Origin of the sequence: Burkholderia sp. 4M9327F10 (genome assembly GCF_005503145.1) — a bacterium.
GTDB lineage: Bacteria > Pseudomonadota > Gammaproteobacteria > Burkholderiales > Burkholderiaceae > Paraburkholderia.
The window spans coordinates 113,587-128,028 of record NZ_SCNV01000016.1 but is presented as its reverse complement, the minus strand read 5'-3'; the positions used below and the strand labels follow the sequence as shown (position 1 = coordinate 128,028).

The following is a 14,442-nucleotide window of genomic DNA, read 5'->3' as shown; positions in this document are numbered from 1 at the left end:
AAAGTGCGTCCTATGCGAATCGCCCTCATCGAGCCTGACCTCCGCCACGCGGAACTCGTGGACAGGCTGATCTTCGCCGGCGGCCATGCCTGCCGTCATTTCATCGCCAGTACGCCGTTTCTGGCGAGCGCCTCCGACGAATTCTTCGATCTCCTGCTAACCGATAGCTGGGCCGGCGACCGCTCGGCCGAAGACGTCATTCCCCGTGCCCGCAGTATCCTGCCCAGCCTGCCGGTCATCATGTTGATGTCGGCGCCGCGCGAAAGTGAGATTGTCGCAGCATTGCACGCCGGTGCGGACGATTGTCTGACGAAACCGGTTCGCGGCCCCGAAATGCTGGCCCGCGTCGACGCCCTGCTGCGGCGTGCCGGGCTGCGCCGCCCCCCCAACCGCAGGCTCGACGTGTTTGGCGATTATGTATTCGACGCCGCGCACTTTACCGTTACATTTCACGGTCAGACAGTGGCACTAACCCCCAAAGAATTCCGTTTCGCGCTGCTACTGTTCAATAATGTGTCGCGGCCGGTATCCCGTGCCCACATTCTCGAAACAGTCTGGACCCGTAGGCGCGACGTAAGGTCGCGCACGCTCGACACACATGCGTCGCGGGTGCGCACCAAATTGCAGCTACGACCCGACCACGGCTATTGCCTGACGCCGCTTTACGGCTTCGGCTACCAGTTGGATGCGGTCCCGCCGGAGGGCGGTGTGCCCGTCTAAAGATGCGTCCGGACTGAAGGAATTGTGAAAACGCTATAATATTGGGCTAAACCATAGCGCCCCACGATAGCGCCTCCTATGCAGCTTCTAACGATCGGAATCAATCACCACACCGCGCCCGTCGCCTTGCGCGAACGCGTGGCGTTTCCGCTCGAACAGATCAAACCTGCATTGGCCACCTTCAAGGACATCTGGCTCGGCCCCTCCGCCGCCCGGAGCGCGCCCGAAGCGGCGATCCTGTCCACCTGCAATCGCACCGAACTCTACTGCGCGACCGACGACCATGCGGCCCGTGAAGCCGCCATTCAGTGGTTCTCGCGGTATCACAACCTCCCGGTCAGCGAACTCGCCCCGCACGTGTATGCGCTGCCGCAGTCGGAGGCGGTGCGCCACGCGTTCCGGGTGGCGTCGGGGCTCGATTCGATGGTGCTGGGTGAGACGCAGATCGTCGGTCAAATGAAAGACGCGGTGCGCACGGCCTCGGAGGCAGGCGCTCTCGGTACGTACCTGAACCAGTTGTTCCAGCGCACCTTCGCGGTAGCCAAGGAAGTGCGCACCACCACCGAAATCGGTGCGCAATCCGTTTCGATGGCCGCCGCAGCGGTGCGTCTCGCGCAGCGCATCTTCGACAAGGTGGCAAACCAGCGCGTGCTGTTTATCGGCGCGGGCGAGATGATCGAGCTGTGCGCCACCCACTTCGCGGCGCAGCAGCCGCGCGAACTGGTGGTGGCGAACCGCACCGCCGAACGCGGCGCGCGGCTCGCCGAGCGCTTCAATGGCCGGGCCATCCCACTATCTGATCTGCCTGCGCGGATGCACGAGTTCGACATCATCGTATCGTGCACGGCCTCCACCTTGCCGATCATCGGTCTGGGCGCCGTCGAGCGCGCGGTGAAGGCGCGCCGGCACCGGCCGATCTTCATGGTCGATCTCGCCGTGCCGCGCGATATCGAACCCGAAGTGGGCAAGCTCGAAGACGTGTTCCTCTATACCGTGGACGACCTCGGCGCCATCGTGCGCGAAGGGAATGCCTCGCGCCAGGCCGCGGTTGCGCAAGCCGAAGCGATCATCGAAACGCGGGTGCAGAATTTCATGCAGTGGCTCGACGCGCGCAGCATCGTGCCGGTGATCCGCCATATGCACACCCAGGCCGACCTGTTGCGCCGTGCCGAAGTCGAACGCGCGCAAAAGGCGCTCGCCCGCGGCGAGGACCCCGCTGCCGTGATCGAGGCGCTCTCGCAGGCGCTCACCAACAAGCTGATTCATGGTCCGACGCACGCGCTCAATCGCGCCAGCAGTGAAAATCGAGATAAGCTCATCGAACTGATGGGCGGTTTCTACAAACATTCCGGTTCCTCGGAACGTTAGCGGCGCTCCCGCCGCGCGCCGCCTGGCCACGTGTTCCGGCAGGACGGCGCCCACCTCCAGGGCTTGCGCCCGCCTCCCCAGTTACGCCGTCCTTTCCGGAGCCCGCTCCGTACCGTCCGATGAAAACGAGCATGCAAAGCAAGCTCGACCAGCTCACTACCCGGCTGGCCGAACTGAACGATCTGTTGAGCCGCGAGGACATCACCTCGAATCTCGATCAATACCGCAAGCTGACGCGCGAGCACGCCGAGCTTGGGCCCGTGGTCGAGCATTACGCGCTGTGGCGCCAGGCCAGCAACGACGCGCTCACCGCGCAGGAACTGCTGACCGACGCGGGAATGCGCGACTTCGCCGAAGAAGAGATTCGCGCCGCCCGCGAGCGGATGGACAAGCTCGGCGCGGAGCTGCAGAAAATGCTGCTGCCGAAAGACCCCAACGACGACCGCAACATCTTCCTCGAAATCCGCGCCGGCACGGGTGGCGACGAATCGGCGCTGTTCGCGGGCGATCTGCTGCGGATGTATCTGCGCTTCGCCGAGCGCAACCGTTGGCAGATCGAAATGATGTCGGCCAGCGAATCGGACCTGGGCGGCTACAAGGAAGTCATCGTGCGGATTGCGGGCGAAGCGGCGTACTCGAAACTCAAGTTCGAGTCCGGCGGCCACCGCGTTCAGCGCGTGCCGGCCACTGAAACCCAGGGGCGCATCCATACCTCGGCCTGTACGGTCGCGGTGATGCCGGAAGCGGATGAAATCGGCGAAGTCGAGATCAATCCGGCCGATCTGCGCATCGACACGTTCCGCGCCTCCGGTGCCGGCGGTCAGCACATCAACAAGACCGATTCGGCCGTGCGGGTGACTCACCTGCCCACAGGCATCGTCGTGGAATGCCAGGACGACCGCTCGCAGCACAAAAACAAGGACCGCGCACTGAAGGTGCTCGCCGCGCGCATCAAGGACAAGCAGTATCACGAGCAGCACGCGAAGGAAGCCGCGACCCGCAAGAGCCTGATCGGCTCGGGCGACCGCTCGGAGCGCATCCGTACCTACAACTTCCCGCAAGGCCGTCTCACCGATCACCGCATCAACCTGACGCTGTACCGCCTCGAATCGATCATGGACGGCGATCTCGACGAACTGATCGCGGCGCTCGTGAGCGAACATCAGGCCGAATTGCTGGCGTCGCTCGGCGACGCGGACTGAGCGTGAGCGCATTTACGGGACACACCGGCACCATGAATAACGCTGCCGCCCTGCTGCGCGCTTCGCCGTTGCCGCCACTTGAAGCGCGCATCCTGCTCGGGCATGTGCTCGGCTGGCGTCGTACCGAGCTGATCACGCGCAGCGACGAGCTGCTCGATGCCGAGCGCGTAGCGTCTTTTCAGGCACTGGAGGCGCGACGCGTGGCGGGTGAACCGGTGGCGCAGTTGATCGGCGCGCGGGAGTTCTTCGGGCTGGACTTCGAAGTGACGCCGGATGTGTTGATCCCGCGGCCGGAAACCGAATTGCTGGTCGAAACCGCGCTGGCGGCGCTGGAGGGAATCGCGCGTCCGTGCGTGCTCGATCTCGGCACCGGCACCGGGGCGATTGCGGTCGCGATTGCCTCGGCGAGGCCCGATGCGCAGATGTGGGCCGTCGATCGCTCAGGCGCGGCGCTCGCCGTCGCCAACCGCAACGCCACCCGTCTGCTCGACGCAACGCGCCCCGGCGGCGCGGTACGGCTTGCGCAAAGCGACTGGTATGACGCGCTCGATTCCAGCTTGCGCTTCGACGTGATTGTCAGCAATCCGCCGTATATCGCCAGCGGCGACCCGCATCTGTCGGAGGGCGATTTGCGCTTCGAACCGCGCGGCGCGTTGACCGACGAGGCGGACGGCCTGAGCGCCATCCGCGCGATCATCGCCGGTGCGCCTGCGCGCTTCACCGCGAGCGGGGGCGTGCTGTGGCTCGAACACGGCTACGATCAGGCGGCCGCGGTGCGCGCCCTGCTCGAGCAAGCCGGTTTCACAGCGGTGCGCTCGGAATGCGATCTTGCCGGTATCGAACGCATTAGCGGCGGCGCCTGGCAAACGGGCGGGTAACGCCGCACACCGGCAGTGCCGGGGCAACTTCACGTCAAATGCCCGGCAACCCCGCCGCGAGACCGCCGCCCGCCTGTCGCAACGAAATCCGCTATCATTTCAATCTATCTCCACCACATTCTGGAACCGCAAGGTCAGTCATGGATACGCAACAACGCATCAAGCAAATCGTCGACGAAAACGCCGTCGTGCTCTTCATGAAGGGCACCGCGCAGTTTCCGATGTGCGGCTTTTCGGGCCGCGCCATCCAGATCCTGAAGGCATGCGGCGTCGACTCGCCCAAGACCGTCAACGTCCTCGAGGACGACGAAGTGCGCCAGGGCATCAAGGAATTCTCGAACTGGCCGACCATCCCGCAGCTCTACGTGAAGGGCGAGTTCATCGGCGGTTCGGACATCATGATGGAGATGTACCAGAACGGCGAACTGCAGCAGTTGTTTGCCGCGGCCTGAGCGCCGCCTGACGCTTCACAAGCCGAACCTCAGGTGCCGCTCGCCATGGAAACACGCGCTGCGGCGCCTCGCCGGCTGATCATCGCGATCACCGGCGCGACGGGCGCCGTCTACGGCGTGCGCCTGCTTGAAACGCTGCGCAGGCTGGGCGGCGTGGAAACCCATCTGCTGATCTCCAGCGCCGGCTGGCTCAATATCCAGCACGAACTTCAGTTGGGCAAAGAAGACGTGCATCCGCTCGCGGATGTCGTCCACTCGGTGCGCGACGTGGGCGCGAGCATCGCGTCCGGTTCGTTTGCGACTGACGGCATGATCGTCGCGCCGTGCTCCATGAAGACGCTCGCAAGCGTCGCGCACGGCCTGTCCGACAATCTGATCACCCGCGCCGCCGACGTGACGCTCAAGGAGCGCCGCCGCCTCGTTCTGATGGTGCGCGAAACGCCGTTCAATCTCGCGCATCTGCGCAACATGACCGCCGTCACCGAAATGGGCGGCGTGGTCTTTCCGCCCCTGCCGGCCTTCTACAACCACCCCGTTTCGATTGACGAGATGGTCGATCACACGGTCGCCCGCGTGCTGGATCTGTTTGCACTGGGTCCGGCGCTCTCGGCTGCGTGGCAAGGGCTGCGCGATACATCAGCGGAATAGGCCAACGGCGCGGCACGACATACGCCACACGCCGATTCACAACGCCTGCGACGCAATCAAATCCGGTTTCAGCCGTTTATCAAACGGCAGTGCGGCCCTATATTGGTAGCAACCCAACTTACCTGACGCATTTGCTGCGCACTACGCTGCCATGACCCGTTTGCCGTCGCTTTTCCTCTCCCACGGCGCCCCGACGCTGCCGATCGACCCTTCGATGCCCTCCGCCGAATTCGGCGCGCTCTCGGCCCACTTGCCGCGTCCGGAAGCGATCCTGATGCTCTCGGCCCACTGGGGCACTGCCGGGCCGCTTGCGAGCACGGCTGAGCAGCCGGAGACCATCCATGATTTCTACGGCTTTCCGCGCCAGTTGTATGAAATCCAGTACCCGGCGCCTGGCGCGCCGGACGTCGCGCGACGGGCCGCCTCGCTGCTCAATGAGCACGGGCTGCTCGCCGGCACCCAACCGCACGGCCTCGACCACGGAGCGTGGGTGCCGATGCTGCTGATGTTCCCGAACGCCGATGTGCCGGTGGCGCAGTTGTCGATCCAGCCGCACATGGACGCCGCTCACCACTTCCGTGTGGGCCGCGCGCTGCGGGCGCTGCAGGACGATGGCGTGATGGTGATCGGCTCCGGCCAGATCACTCACAATCTGCGCGCCGCCGATTTTTCGGCGCGGCCGGAGGACGCCGACCCACGCGTCGCGGAATTTACCGACTGGTTCGAAGCGAGGCTGGCGGCGCACGATACCGACGCGCTGCTCGACTATCGCCGCCAGGCGCCGCACGCGGTGCTGATGCACCCGACCGACGAGCATCTGCTGCCGGTCTTCGCCGCTCTCGGCGCGGCGGACGACGACTACACGCTGGCGATCCAGTCGCTTGGGACGTACCAGAAGTCGCTGGCAATGACGAACTACATCTTCGGCACCGCATAAACGAGCTGGGCACGCGAGCCGGATATACGGGGCCGCCTGGGCGGGCCGCGCAGGCGAGCCGCACCGCGCGCCCAGCAAAAAGGCCCGCCTGAGCAACTCAGGCGGGCCTTTTGACATCCCCGGGCCAACAACAGCATCCGGGTCAGGATTCAGCCGCGCGGACGCGGCGGCGCGAACGATCAGTGCGCGCCCATCCCTTCGAGCACTTCGTCGTGCACATCACGCTCGTCGAGGTACTCGCTGCGATAACCGGAATTCACGCCCCAGTAATAGAAAACCAGCGAGAACACCGCCACGGTCAGCATGTCCCAGCCGTACGGCAGAATGCCGTGGCCGCCGAACTGCTTGCTGCCGATCAGGGACAGGATCGCCATCATCGGCAGGTAAGCCACCAGCCACCATGCCGCCTTCAGGTCGCGGCCCCAGCCGGCGAAGCCCGACTTGGCCTGGAAGTAGAAGTACACCGGCAGTGCCACGATCATCAGCAGGATAATTTCACCCGTCAGCGGCCACTTCGCCCAGAACAGCACCATCGACGCACAAACGAATGCAAACGGCGCAATGACCTTCATGCCCGGAATGCGCAACGGACGCTCCAGATCGGTAGCCGCACGGCGCAGCGCCATCAGGCTGATCGGACCCGTCAGGTACGAGATCACCGTCGCAACCGAAATCACTGCCGCGAGCGAGCTCCAGCCGCGGAAGAAGAACATGAAGATGAACGAAACCAGCAGGTTGAACCACATCGCATGACGCGGCACGCCGTAGATCGGGTGCACGTTGCCGAACATCTTCGGCATCGTGTTGTTGCGTTCCATTGCGTAGATCATGCGGCTGGTGGTCGCCATATAGGTCGTGCCCGTGCCGCTCGGGCTAACGAACGCATCGACGTACAGCAGGAACGCCAGCCAGTTGAGGTTCAGTGCAATTGCCAGTTCGGCGAACGGCGAAGCAAAGCTGAAATGGCTCCAGCCCTTCAGCACGTCAGCCGGGTTCACCGCGCCGATATACGCGATCTGCAGCAGCACATAGATCACCAGCGCCAGCAGGATCGAGCCGATCACCGCGAACGGCACGCTCTTCGCGGGGTTACGCGCTTCGCCAGCCAGGTTGATCGGGCTCTGGAAGCCGTTGAATGCAAACACAATACCGCTCGTGGCCACAGCCGTGAACACCGCCGACCAGCCATACGGCGCGAACGTGCTCGTCTCGCCGAAGTTCTCGTGGTGAAAACCGGTGGCCATCAGGCCGGCGATGGTCGCCGCCGGAATCAGGAACTTGAAGACGGTGATGGTCGTATTGGCGCGCGCAAACAGCTTTACGCCCCAATAATTGAGCATGAAATAAATAATGACCAGAATCGCCGACAGTAATAACCCATTCGTGGTTAATGACCCGTTGACGAACAGGGCATGCGCCCATGGATACGGCCAAGTGCTCATGTATTGAATCGAAGCTTCTGCTTCGATCGGAATCACCGAGACGATCGCGATCCAGTTGGCCCATGCGCTGACGAAGCCGACCAGCGCGCCGTGCGAATAGCGCGCGTAGCGCACCATGCCGCCCGACTCGGGGAACATCGAGCCCAGTTCCGCATAGGTGAGAGCGATTGCCAGAATCACCACCGCGCCGATGATCCAGGCGCAAACGGCCGCGGGACCTGCAATTTTTGCCGCCTTCCACGCACCGAACAGCCAGCCCGACCCGATGATCGAACCGAGGCCGGTCAGCATCAGCGCGAACGGGCCAATGTTCCGTTGAATAGAACTTTTCACGTCTTCTCCTCTATCAAAAACATGTCGGCACCGCGGCAATGCTTATGACGCTGGAGACGGGGTGACGGCCATGATGGGCCAGGGCTTATAGTCTGAATCAGGTGCAACCCTGGCGCGGCGCGTAGTTTAACGGTTGCACCGAGAGAATGCAGTGAAGCTAGGGTTATCCCTAGCAAAAAATTAAGGGGCACGCAAGTTTTGTAAGCACGCGTCCCGCCCGGCCCTCAAAACCTTGTAAAGATGTGCTGAGACTGTTGACCTTCTCTCGAAATCGCCGTATAACGTTCGGGCAGGATTTCAAGCGGCGAGTGAATTGGTCTTTCGTAGTTCGCCCATCAACGGTACTCCGGTTGGTCCCATTACCCCCTTCCTTGATTTTCATGCACACCTCGGGCTTCGGCCTTATTTACCATCTTTAGGAACAAGTAATATGGAAACCGGTACCGTCAAGTGGTTCAATGACGCAAAGGGCTTTGGCTTCATCACTCCCGACGGCGGCGGCGAAGATCTGTTCGCGCATTTCTCGGAAATCCGCACGGAAGGCTTCAAGACGCTGCAAGAAAACCAAAAGGTCACGTTTGAAGTGAAGACGGGCCCGAAGGGCAAGCAAGCAGCTAACATCAAGCCGGTGTAAGCGCACGCTTCCTTCTGGACGCAAAGAAAAACCCCGCCAAGGCGGGGTTTTTTTATGTCTGGTGAAAATGCGGCAGGATCGGCAGATACCCATTTTCGTCAGCGTTCGGCGTGCAAGCGCGCACGCCGGCGCGCAGATAGAGGCGCTCTCAGTCCTCACCCTGTCAGCCGAACAGCCGCCGTGCGTGAATGCCCAGACCCGTTGCCACGCTGGCGAGGCGGTCGCCAAACACCGGCCGGGCGTCCGGAAAGGCCGCCGACAGCGCACCCGACAGAAACCCAAGTCCAGTAGAGCCGCCGGTGAAGTAAATCGCGCCCACGTCGCGCGGCGCCACACCGGCTGCCTGCACTGTATCGCGCGCCGCCTGGACGATGCGCAGCGTCTCGTCGTGGCCGGCCTTGATCAGTTGCGCTTCATCGAAAGCGAGCCGCAAATCCTCTTCCACCTGCTCCAGGTCGATGATTGTCTCGCCACCCGCGGCGACGCCGATCTTCGCTTCTTCCGCGTGCGCGGCCAGCGCATGCCCCAAACGCCGCTCGACGACCCGCATCAGGCGGTCGTGATGCTTCAGGTCGGTAAAAAGGTGCCGCATCAAGGCCAGTTCGCTGACCCGTTTGGGCGCATAGACAGTATTGATCAGGTGCCAGGTGGCGAGGTCGAAATAGACCCGGTTCGGAATCTCGCGCCCTTCCGGATCCAGCGACTGGTAACCCAGTTCGCGCAGGATCGTCGCGAGTTCCACGCGGCGGTCGAAGTCGGTACCGGCTACGTGCACACCGTGGTGCGCCAGCACGTCGTCCTTGCGTTCCACCCGCTTCATCCGCTGCGGCCCCACGCGCACCAGCGAAAAGTCCGAGGTGCCGCCGCCGATGTCGGCCACCAGCACCAACCCTTCTTCGGTGAGATGCGATTCGTAGTCGAACGCCGCGGCAATCGGCTCGTACTGGAAGTGAATCTCGCGCAGCCCTACGGAACGCGCCGCGGCCTCCAGTTGCTGTTGCGCAAGCTGGTCGGCGCGCGGATCATCGTCGACAAAGAACACCGGGCGGCCCAGCACCGCGCGGCTGATCGGGCCGCCGGCGCTTGCCTCGGCCGAGCGCTTGAGGTGATCGACGAAAATCGCAATCACGTCGGTGTATTTGATCGCGGAGCCGTCGCCGAGATCGGTCGAATTTTCCGCCAGCGGCGAGCCGAGAATGCTCTTCATCGAGCGCATCAGACGGCCGTCAAAACCGTCGATATACGCCTCGAGCGCTGCACGGCCATAGCCGCGGGTGTTTTCGTCGGTATTGAAAAAGACTGCGGTGGGCAGCGTCGTGTAGACACCTTCGACCGGCGCAAGCCGCAGCGCCGCGCCGTCGGGCACAGCGACGGCAGAGTTGGATGTGCCAAAGTCAATCGCGCAATAGGTCATGGCAATAAATCGCCGCTCACGGCTGGCGCGGACAGAAAGTGGACGGGCTTTGTATCACGAAAACGCGGCGGGTATCAACTGAAGTTCCCGCAACAGGACGCCCGATACCAGGCGCTCCGAAAGAAACGAGTAAACATGTGCCGGCTCGAAGGGAACGGAAATTGCTCATTCGCACAGGATACGCCATACAAATTTCCCTCCAGCAACCATGTTGCATGGGACCGGAGTAGCGCGCTAAAGCGCGAACCCTGGCCGGCACAAGGAGACGTCGCGCAATGCCCGAATCAGCCGCCGCCGCAGTACAGGAAAAGCCGCGCACCGTGATCGAAACCGATCTGCCAGCGCGGCTCGACCGCCTGCCGTGGGGCCGGTTTCATTCGCTGATCGTCGTCGCACTCGGCGTGACGTGGCTCCTCGACGGCCTCGAAGTGACGCTGGCGGGCGCCGTAGCTAGCGCGCTCAAAGCAAGTCCAACGCTGCACTTCAGCAATACCGACGTCGGCCTGACCGGCAGCGCCTATATCCTGGGGGCCGTGCTCGGCGCACTCGGCTTCGGCTGGCTCACCGACCGGCTCGGCCGCCGCAAGCTGTTCTTCATCACGCTGACGCTCTATCTGGCGGCCACGGCCGCCACGGCGCTGTCGTGGAATCTGGCGAGCTTCCTCGTGTTCCGCTTCCTGACCGGTGCAGGCATCGGCGGGGAGTATACGGCGATCAACTCGACGATCCAGGAATTCACCCCGGCGCGTGTGCGCGGCTGGACCGATCTCGGCATCAACGGCACGTTCTGGGTCGGCGCCGGACTCGGCGCAGCCGGCTCGCTGGTGCTGCTCGATCCGCACCTGCTGCCCGCGGACTGGGGCTGGCGGGCCTGCTTTTTCATTGGCGCGGCGCTTGCACTCGCAATCCTGCCGATGCGCGCCTGGGTGCCCGAAAGTCCGCGCTGGCTGCTCACACATGGCGAGGCGCACGAAGCGGCCACCATTGTCGAAACGATCGAGACGCGGTTTCGCAACTCGGGCCATCGTCTAGCGGACGACTCATTGGGGCGCCTGCGTCTGCGCACGCGTGACCATACGCCGCTGGGCGAAGTGTTCCACGCTATCTTCACGCTGCATCGACGCCGCGCGCTGGTGGGCCTGTCGCTGATGACCGCACAGGCGTTCTTCTACAACGCCATCTTCTTCACCTATGCACTGGTGCTCACCGATTTCTATCGTGTGCCGGGCGATCATATCGGCTGGTATCTGCTGCCGTTCGCGCTCGGAAATTTTCTCGGGCCGCTGCTGCTGGGGCGCCTCTTCGATGTCATCGGGCGGCGCCGGATGATCGCCGCCACCTACGCGTTATCGGGGATTTTGCTCACCGTCAGCGGCTATCTGTTCGAACAGAACCTGCTCGACGTCACCACCCAGACCGTTGCATGGATGGTGATTTTCTTCTTCGCTTCGGCGGCTGCCAGCTCCGCGTATCTGACGGTGAGCGAATCGTTCCCGCTGGAAATCCGCGCGCTGGCGATCGCCGTGTTCTATGCGTTCGGCACGGCGCTGGGCGGCATCGCAGGGCCAGCATTTTTCGGCCGCCTGATCGACACGCAGCAGCGCAGCGAGGTGTTCACCGGCTATCTCGTCGGCTCGGCGCTGATGGTCGGGGCTGCGGTGGTCGCCGCCATCTGGGGTGTCGACGCAGAGCGAAAATCGCTCGAAAGCGTCGCCGCACCTCTGTCGGCGCTGTCAGACGATGAGTGAGCGCGAAGCGCGCAGTGAATGATGCACTGCAGTGGAGATGGCGTCGCGCGAACGTGAGTCCTCCTTATCACTGAAATCTACCGGGCGGCACCTGCACTGTCCTGCTGGCAAGGACACAGCATTGCGATTTTCGCGGGTACACGCCATGCGCGATTGCGGATATTGTTGGCCATTAATCTGAAAACGCTCCCAAATCAATCAACACGTACCGCCCATGGCGTCTTACCAGCAACTGCTAGACCAACGCGCCCAGCTCGAAGCCGATATCGCCGCCGCCCGCGCCACCGAGCGACGGGAAGCAATAGTGCAGATTCGCCGCCTCATGAGCGAACACCACATCTCCACGCACGAAATATTGCCGCGGCGCGCGGCCCGGCGCGCTCGGGCGCTGGAAGGAGCGGTGCTGTACCAGGATCCGGTGAGCGGCGCCACCTGGTCGGGACGCGGCCGGCCGCCACGTTGGCTGGCCGGCAAGGAGCGCGAGCTGTATCGGGTGAAGCTCTAATCGCGGGACGGCGGCGAGGGCCGCGCGTCGTGGCTGATAGCCGCAGCCGAGGCCCTAGCGGAGCCTTCGGCCGCCCTTTCTCAGAACGGTTTCTTCCAGGCGCCGCCGAAGGCGATCTCGCCAAGCGGCAAACGCGTGCGCACCGACTTCTCGCGCTCACGCAGCACCGGGTCGAGCTTCTCGACCTCGCCATAGTGGCCAAGCGAAATCATCGCGATCACCTCGACGTCGTCGGGAATCGCGAACGCCTTGCGGAATGCGCTGATATCGACGCCGCTCATCTGGTGCGCCGCGAGCCCCAGCGCGTGGGCTTGCAACACCAGCGCCATCGCAGCCGCGCCCGCATCGTAAGATGCGCAGCGGTTCACTTCACCCTTGCTGGTGAGGGTCTGCGTGGTCACGGCGATCAGCACCGGCGCCGGCGCGTTCCAGCCTTGATTGAACGGCACCAGCGTGGCGAAGGCCCGCTTGAACGAAACCTCGTCGGTGCTGCGATCGAACACGACAAAACGCCACGGCTGCGCGTTGTACGACGAAGGCGCCCAGCGGGCCGCTTCAAGAACCGCATGCAGGTGCTCGCGGCTGAGCGGCTCGCTCGAATACGCGCGCGGGCTCCAGCGGCCTGCAATCAGTTCGTGAATGGGAACTGCGGTTGGGGCGGGTTTGTTGGTCATGCGCTTCTCTCGGTCGAAATTCATGATCGACGGGCGACTGCCCGGGGCACATAGCATAACCGGGCTTCGCCGCTCGCGCTGCGAAAGAGACGGATAAAGCGCATTCGGAATTCGGCGCGAGCGCGCCGCCCGCCTCAGCGACCTAAACCAGCGGCCTAAACCGCCTGCGGTGCGACCGTCCGCTCGCCGCGATTGATACGCAGCACGATCACCGAAGCGACGAGGCACAGACCGCCCGAGATCATCGACGCCACCGTGTAAGTGCCGAGGCTTGCGCGCAGCATACCCGCCCCCAGCGCCGCGAAGGCCGCGCCGAGCTGGTGCCCCGCGACCACCCAGCCGAATACGACCGGCGCCGCGTCCTTGCCGTAGACATCGGTTGCGAGACGCACGGTGGGCGGCACGGTGGCGATCCAGTCCAGGCCGTAGAACACCGCGAACAGCGGCAGACCGAAGAAGTCGATGCCGAACGCGTGCGGCAGGTACATCAACGACAGGCCGCGCAGCCCGTAGTACCAGAACAGCAGCACACGGCTGTTGAAGCGATCCGAGAGCCAGCCCGACAAGGTGGTGCCGAACAGGTCGAAGATACCCATGGCGGCCAGCAGCGACGCGCCTTGCACTTCGCTCATGCCATAGTCGCCGCACATGGCGATCAGGTGGGTGCCGACATAACCGTTGGTGCTGGCGCCGCAAATGAAGAAGCTGAAAAACAGCAGCCAGAAATCGCGCGTCTTGCTGGCCATCGCCAGCGTGCCGAACGCGATGGCGAGCGGATTCTGCTTCGTGACGGCGCGGTGCAGCGGTGTGTCGGCGGGTTCGCCATACGGACGCAGCGTCAGGTCGGCAGGACGCTCGGGGAGCAGGAACGCCACCAGCGGCAGGACGATCGCTGCTGCGCCTGCCACGACCCAGACCACCTGGCGCCAGCCGTGGTGCTCGGCAATCGCCGCGAGCAGCGGCAGGAAAACGAGCTGGCCGGTCGCCGAACTGGCGGTGAGGATACCCATCACCAGGCCGCGATGCGTGGTAAACCAGCGATTCACCACCGTTGCCGACAGCGACAGCGCCGCCACCCCGGTCGAGCCGCCTACCATCACGCCCCAGATCAGAATCATCTGCCACGGATGCGTCATCAGCGACGACAGCGCCACGCCGGCCGCCATGGTGCCGAGCGCGGCAAGCACCGTCGGCCGCACGCCGAAACGCTGCATCGCGGCGGCGGCGAACGGCCCCATCAGGCCATACAGCGCGATATTCACCGAAATGGCGAGCGAGATGGTCGCCCGGCTCCAGCCGAACTGATGTTCGAGCGGCACCATCATCACGCTCGGCGTGGCGCGCGTGCCGGCCGCGGCCAGCAACACCAGAAATACCACCGCTACGGTCAGCCAGCCGTAATGGAAGCGATCGCCAATTATTCTCGCTGCCCAGTTCATCGGATCTCCAATTGGCGCCCGCCCGTCGGACGCCGCCGTTTATTGCGT

Annotated in this window: 14 protein-coding genes; 10 read left to right on the top strand and 4 right to left on the bottom strand. The window is 63.8% G+C overall.

The features are described 5' to 3' along the window. Nucleotides 1-12 precede the first annotated feature (12 nt). The 7 genes from FFS45_RS17230 to FFS45_RS17200 all read left to right on the top strand — a co-directional run bounded on the left by FFS45_RS17230 (nt 13) and on the right by FFS45_RS17200 (nt 6,205). The gene (locus FFS45_RS17230; RefSeq protein ID WP_137955831.1) at nt 13-720 is read left to right on the top strand and encodes a response regulator transcription factor; all 708 of its coding nucleotides are present in this window, start codon (nt 13-15) and stop codon (nt 718-720) included. A 78-nt stretch (nt 721-798) separates the two neighbouring features. Next, nucleotides 799-2,088 carry a glutamyl-tRNA reductase gene (hemA, locus tag FFS45_RS17225; protein ID WP_137955830.1) on the top strand — a complete coding sequence of 430 codons (1,290 nt, stop codon included), beginning with the start codon at nt 799-801 and terminating at the stop codon, nt 2,086-2,088. Nucleotides 2,089-2,207: 119 nt separating this feature from the next. Continuing rightward, entirely contained in the window at nt 2,208-3,290 is a 1,083-nt protein-coding gene (gene prfA / locus FFS45_RS17220) for a peptide chain release factor 1 (protein WP_137955829.1), read from the top strand. A 32-nt stretch (nt 3,291-3,322) separates the two neighbouring features. Beyond that, a complete protein-coding gene (prmC, locus tag FFS45_RS17215) occupies nt 3,323-4,168 on the top strand; it encodes a peptide chain release factor N(5)-glutamine methyltransferase (protein ID WP_137955853.1) in 846 nt (281 codons plus the stop codon). A gap of 140 nt (nt 4,169-4,308) precedes the next feature. Next, nucleotides 4,309-4,620 carry a Grx4 family monothiol glutaredoxin gene (gene grxD, locus FFS45_RS17210; protein WP_090693711.1) on the top strand — a complete coding sequence of 104 codons (312 nt, stop codon included), beginning with the start codon at nt 4,309-4,311 and terminating at the stop codon, nt 4,618-4,620. Nucleotides 4,621-4,665: 45 nt separating this feature from the next. Beyond that, nucleotides 4,666-5,268 carry a UbiX family flavin prenyltransferase gene (locus FFS45_RS17205; RefSeq protein ID WP_137955828.1) on the top strand — a complete coding sequence of 201 codons (603 nt, stop codon included), beginning with the start codon at nt 4,666-4,668 and terminating at the stop codon, nt 5,266-5,268. 151 nt (nt 5,269-5,419) lie between these two features. Then, a complete protein-coding gene (locus FFS45_RS17200; RefSeq protein WP_137955827.1) occupies nt 5,420-6,205 on the top strand; it encodes a class III extradiol ring-cleavage dioxygenase in 786 nt (261 codons plus the stop codon). A 179-nt stretch (nt 6,206-6,384) separates the two neighbouring features. On the opposite strand, the gene FFS45_RS17195 is transcribed toward FFS45_RS17200, so the two are convergent. Continuing rightward, nucleotides 6,385-7,980, bottom strand: coding sequence for an APC family permease (locus FFS45_RS17195; RefSeq protein WP_137955826.1), 1,596 nt, complete (start codon nt 7,978-7,980; stop codon nt 6,385-6,387). Between the two features lie 430 nt (nt 7,981-8,410). On the opposite strand from FFS45_RS17195, the gene FFS45_RS17190 reads away from it, so the two are divergent. Then, a complete protein-coding gene (locus tag FFS45_RS17190; RefSeq protein WP_007180251.1) occupies nt 8,411-8,614 on the top strand; it encodes a cold-shock protein in 204 nt (67 codons plus the stop codon). A 163-nt stretch (nt 8,615-8,777) separates the two neighbouring features. Here the strand turns inward: FFS45_RS17190 and FFS45_RS17185 are convergent, their stop codons facing one another. After that, nucleotides 8,778-10,028 (bottom strand): Hsp70 family protein, encoded by a 1,251-nt coding sequence (locus FFS45_RS17185; RefSeq protein WP_137955825.1) that lies wholly within the window; start codon nt 10,026-10,028, stop codon nt 8,778-8,780. Between the two features lie 275 nt (nt 10,029-10,303). On the opposite strand from FFS45_RS17185, the gene FFS45_RS17180 reads away from it, so the two are divergent. Next, nucleotides 10,304-11,776, top strand: coding sequence for an MFS transporter (locus tag FFS45_RS17180; RefSeq protein ID WP_137955824.1), 1,473 nt, complete (start codon nt 10,304-10,306; stop codon nt 11,774-11,776). A gap of 214 nt (nt 11,777-11,990) precedes the next feature. Beyond that, on the top strand, nt 11,991-12,281 hold the full coding sequence (locus FFS45_RS17175; protein ID WP_137955823.1) for an H-NS histone family protein: 291 nt from the start codon (nt 11,991-11,993) through the stop codon (nt 12,279-12,281). Between the two features lie 80 nt (nt 12,282-12,361). On the opposite strand, the gene FFS45_RS17170 is transcribed toward FFS45_RS17175, so the two are convergent. Together FFS45_RS17170 and FFS45_RS17165 are read right to left on the bottom strand one after the other, a co-directional pair. Continuing rightward, nucleotides 12,362-12,955, bottom strand: coding sequence for a nitroreductase family protein (locus tag FFS45_RS17170; RefSeq protein WP_171029672.1), 594 nt, complete (start codon nt 12,953-12,955; stop codon nt 12,362-12,364). 155 nt (nt 12,956-13,110) lie between these two features. Beyond that, nucleotides 13,111-14,394: an MFS transporter gene (locus FFS45_RS17165; protein ID WP_137955821.1), complete on the bottom strand. Its 1,284-nt coding sequence runs from the start codon at nt 14,392-14,394 to the stop codon at nt 13,111-13,113. Nucleotides 14,395-14,442 lie beyond the last annotated feature (48 nt).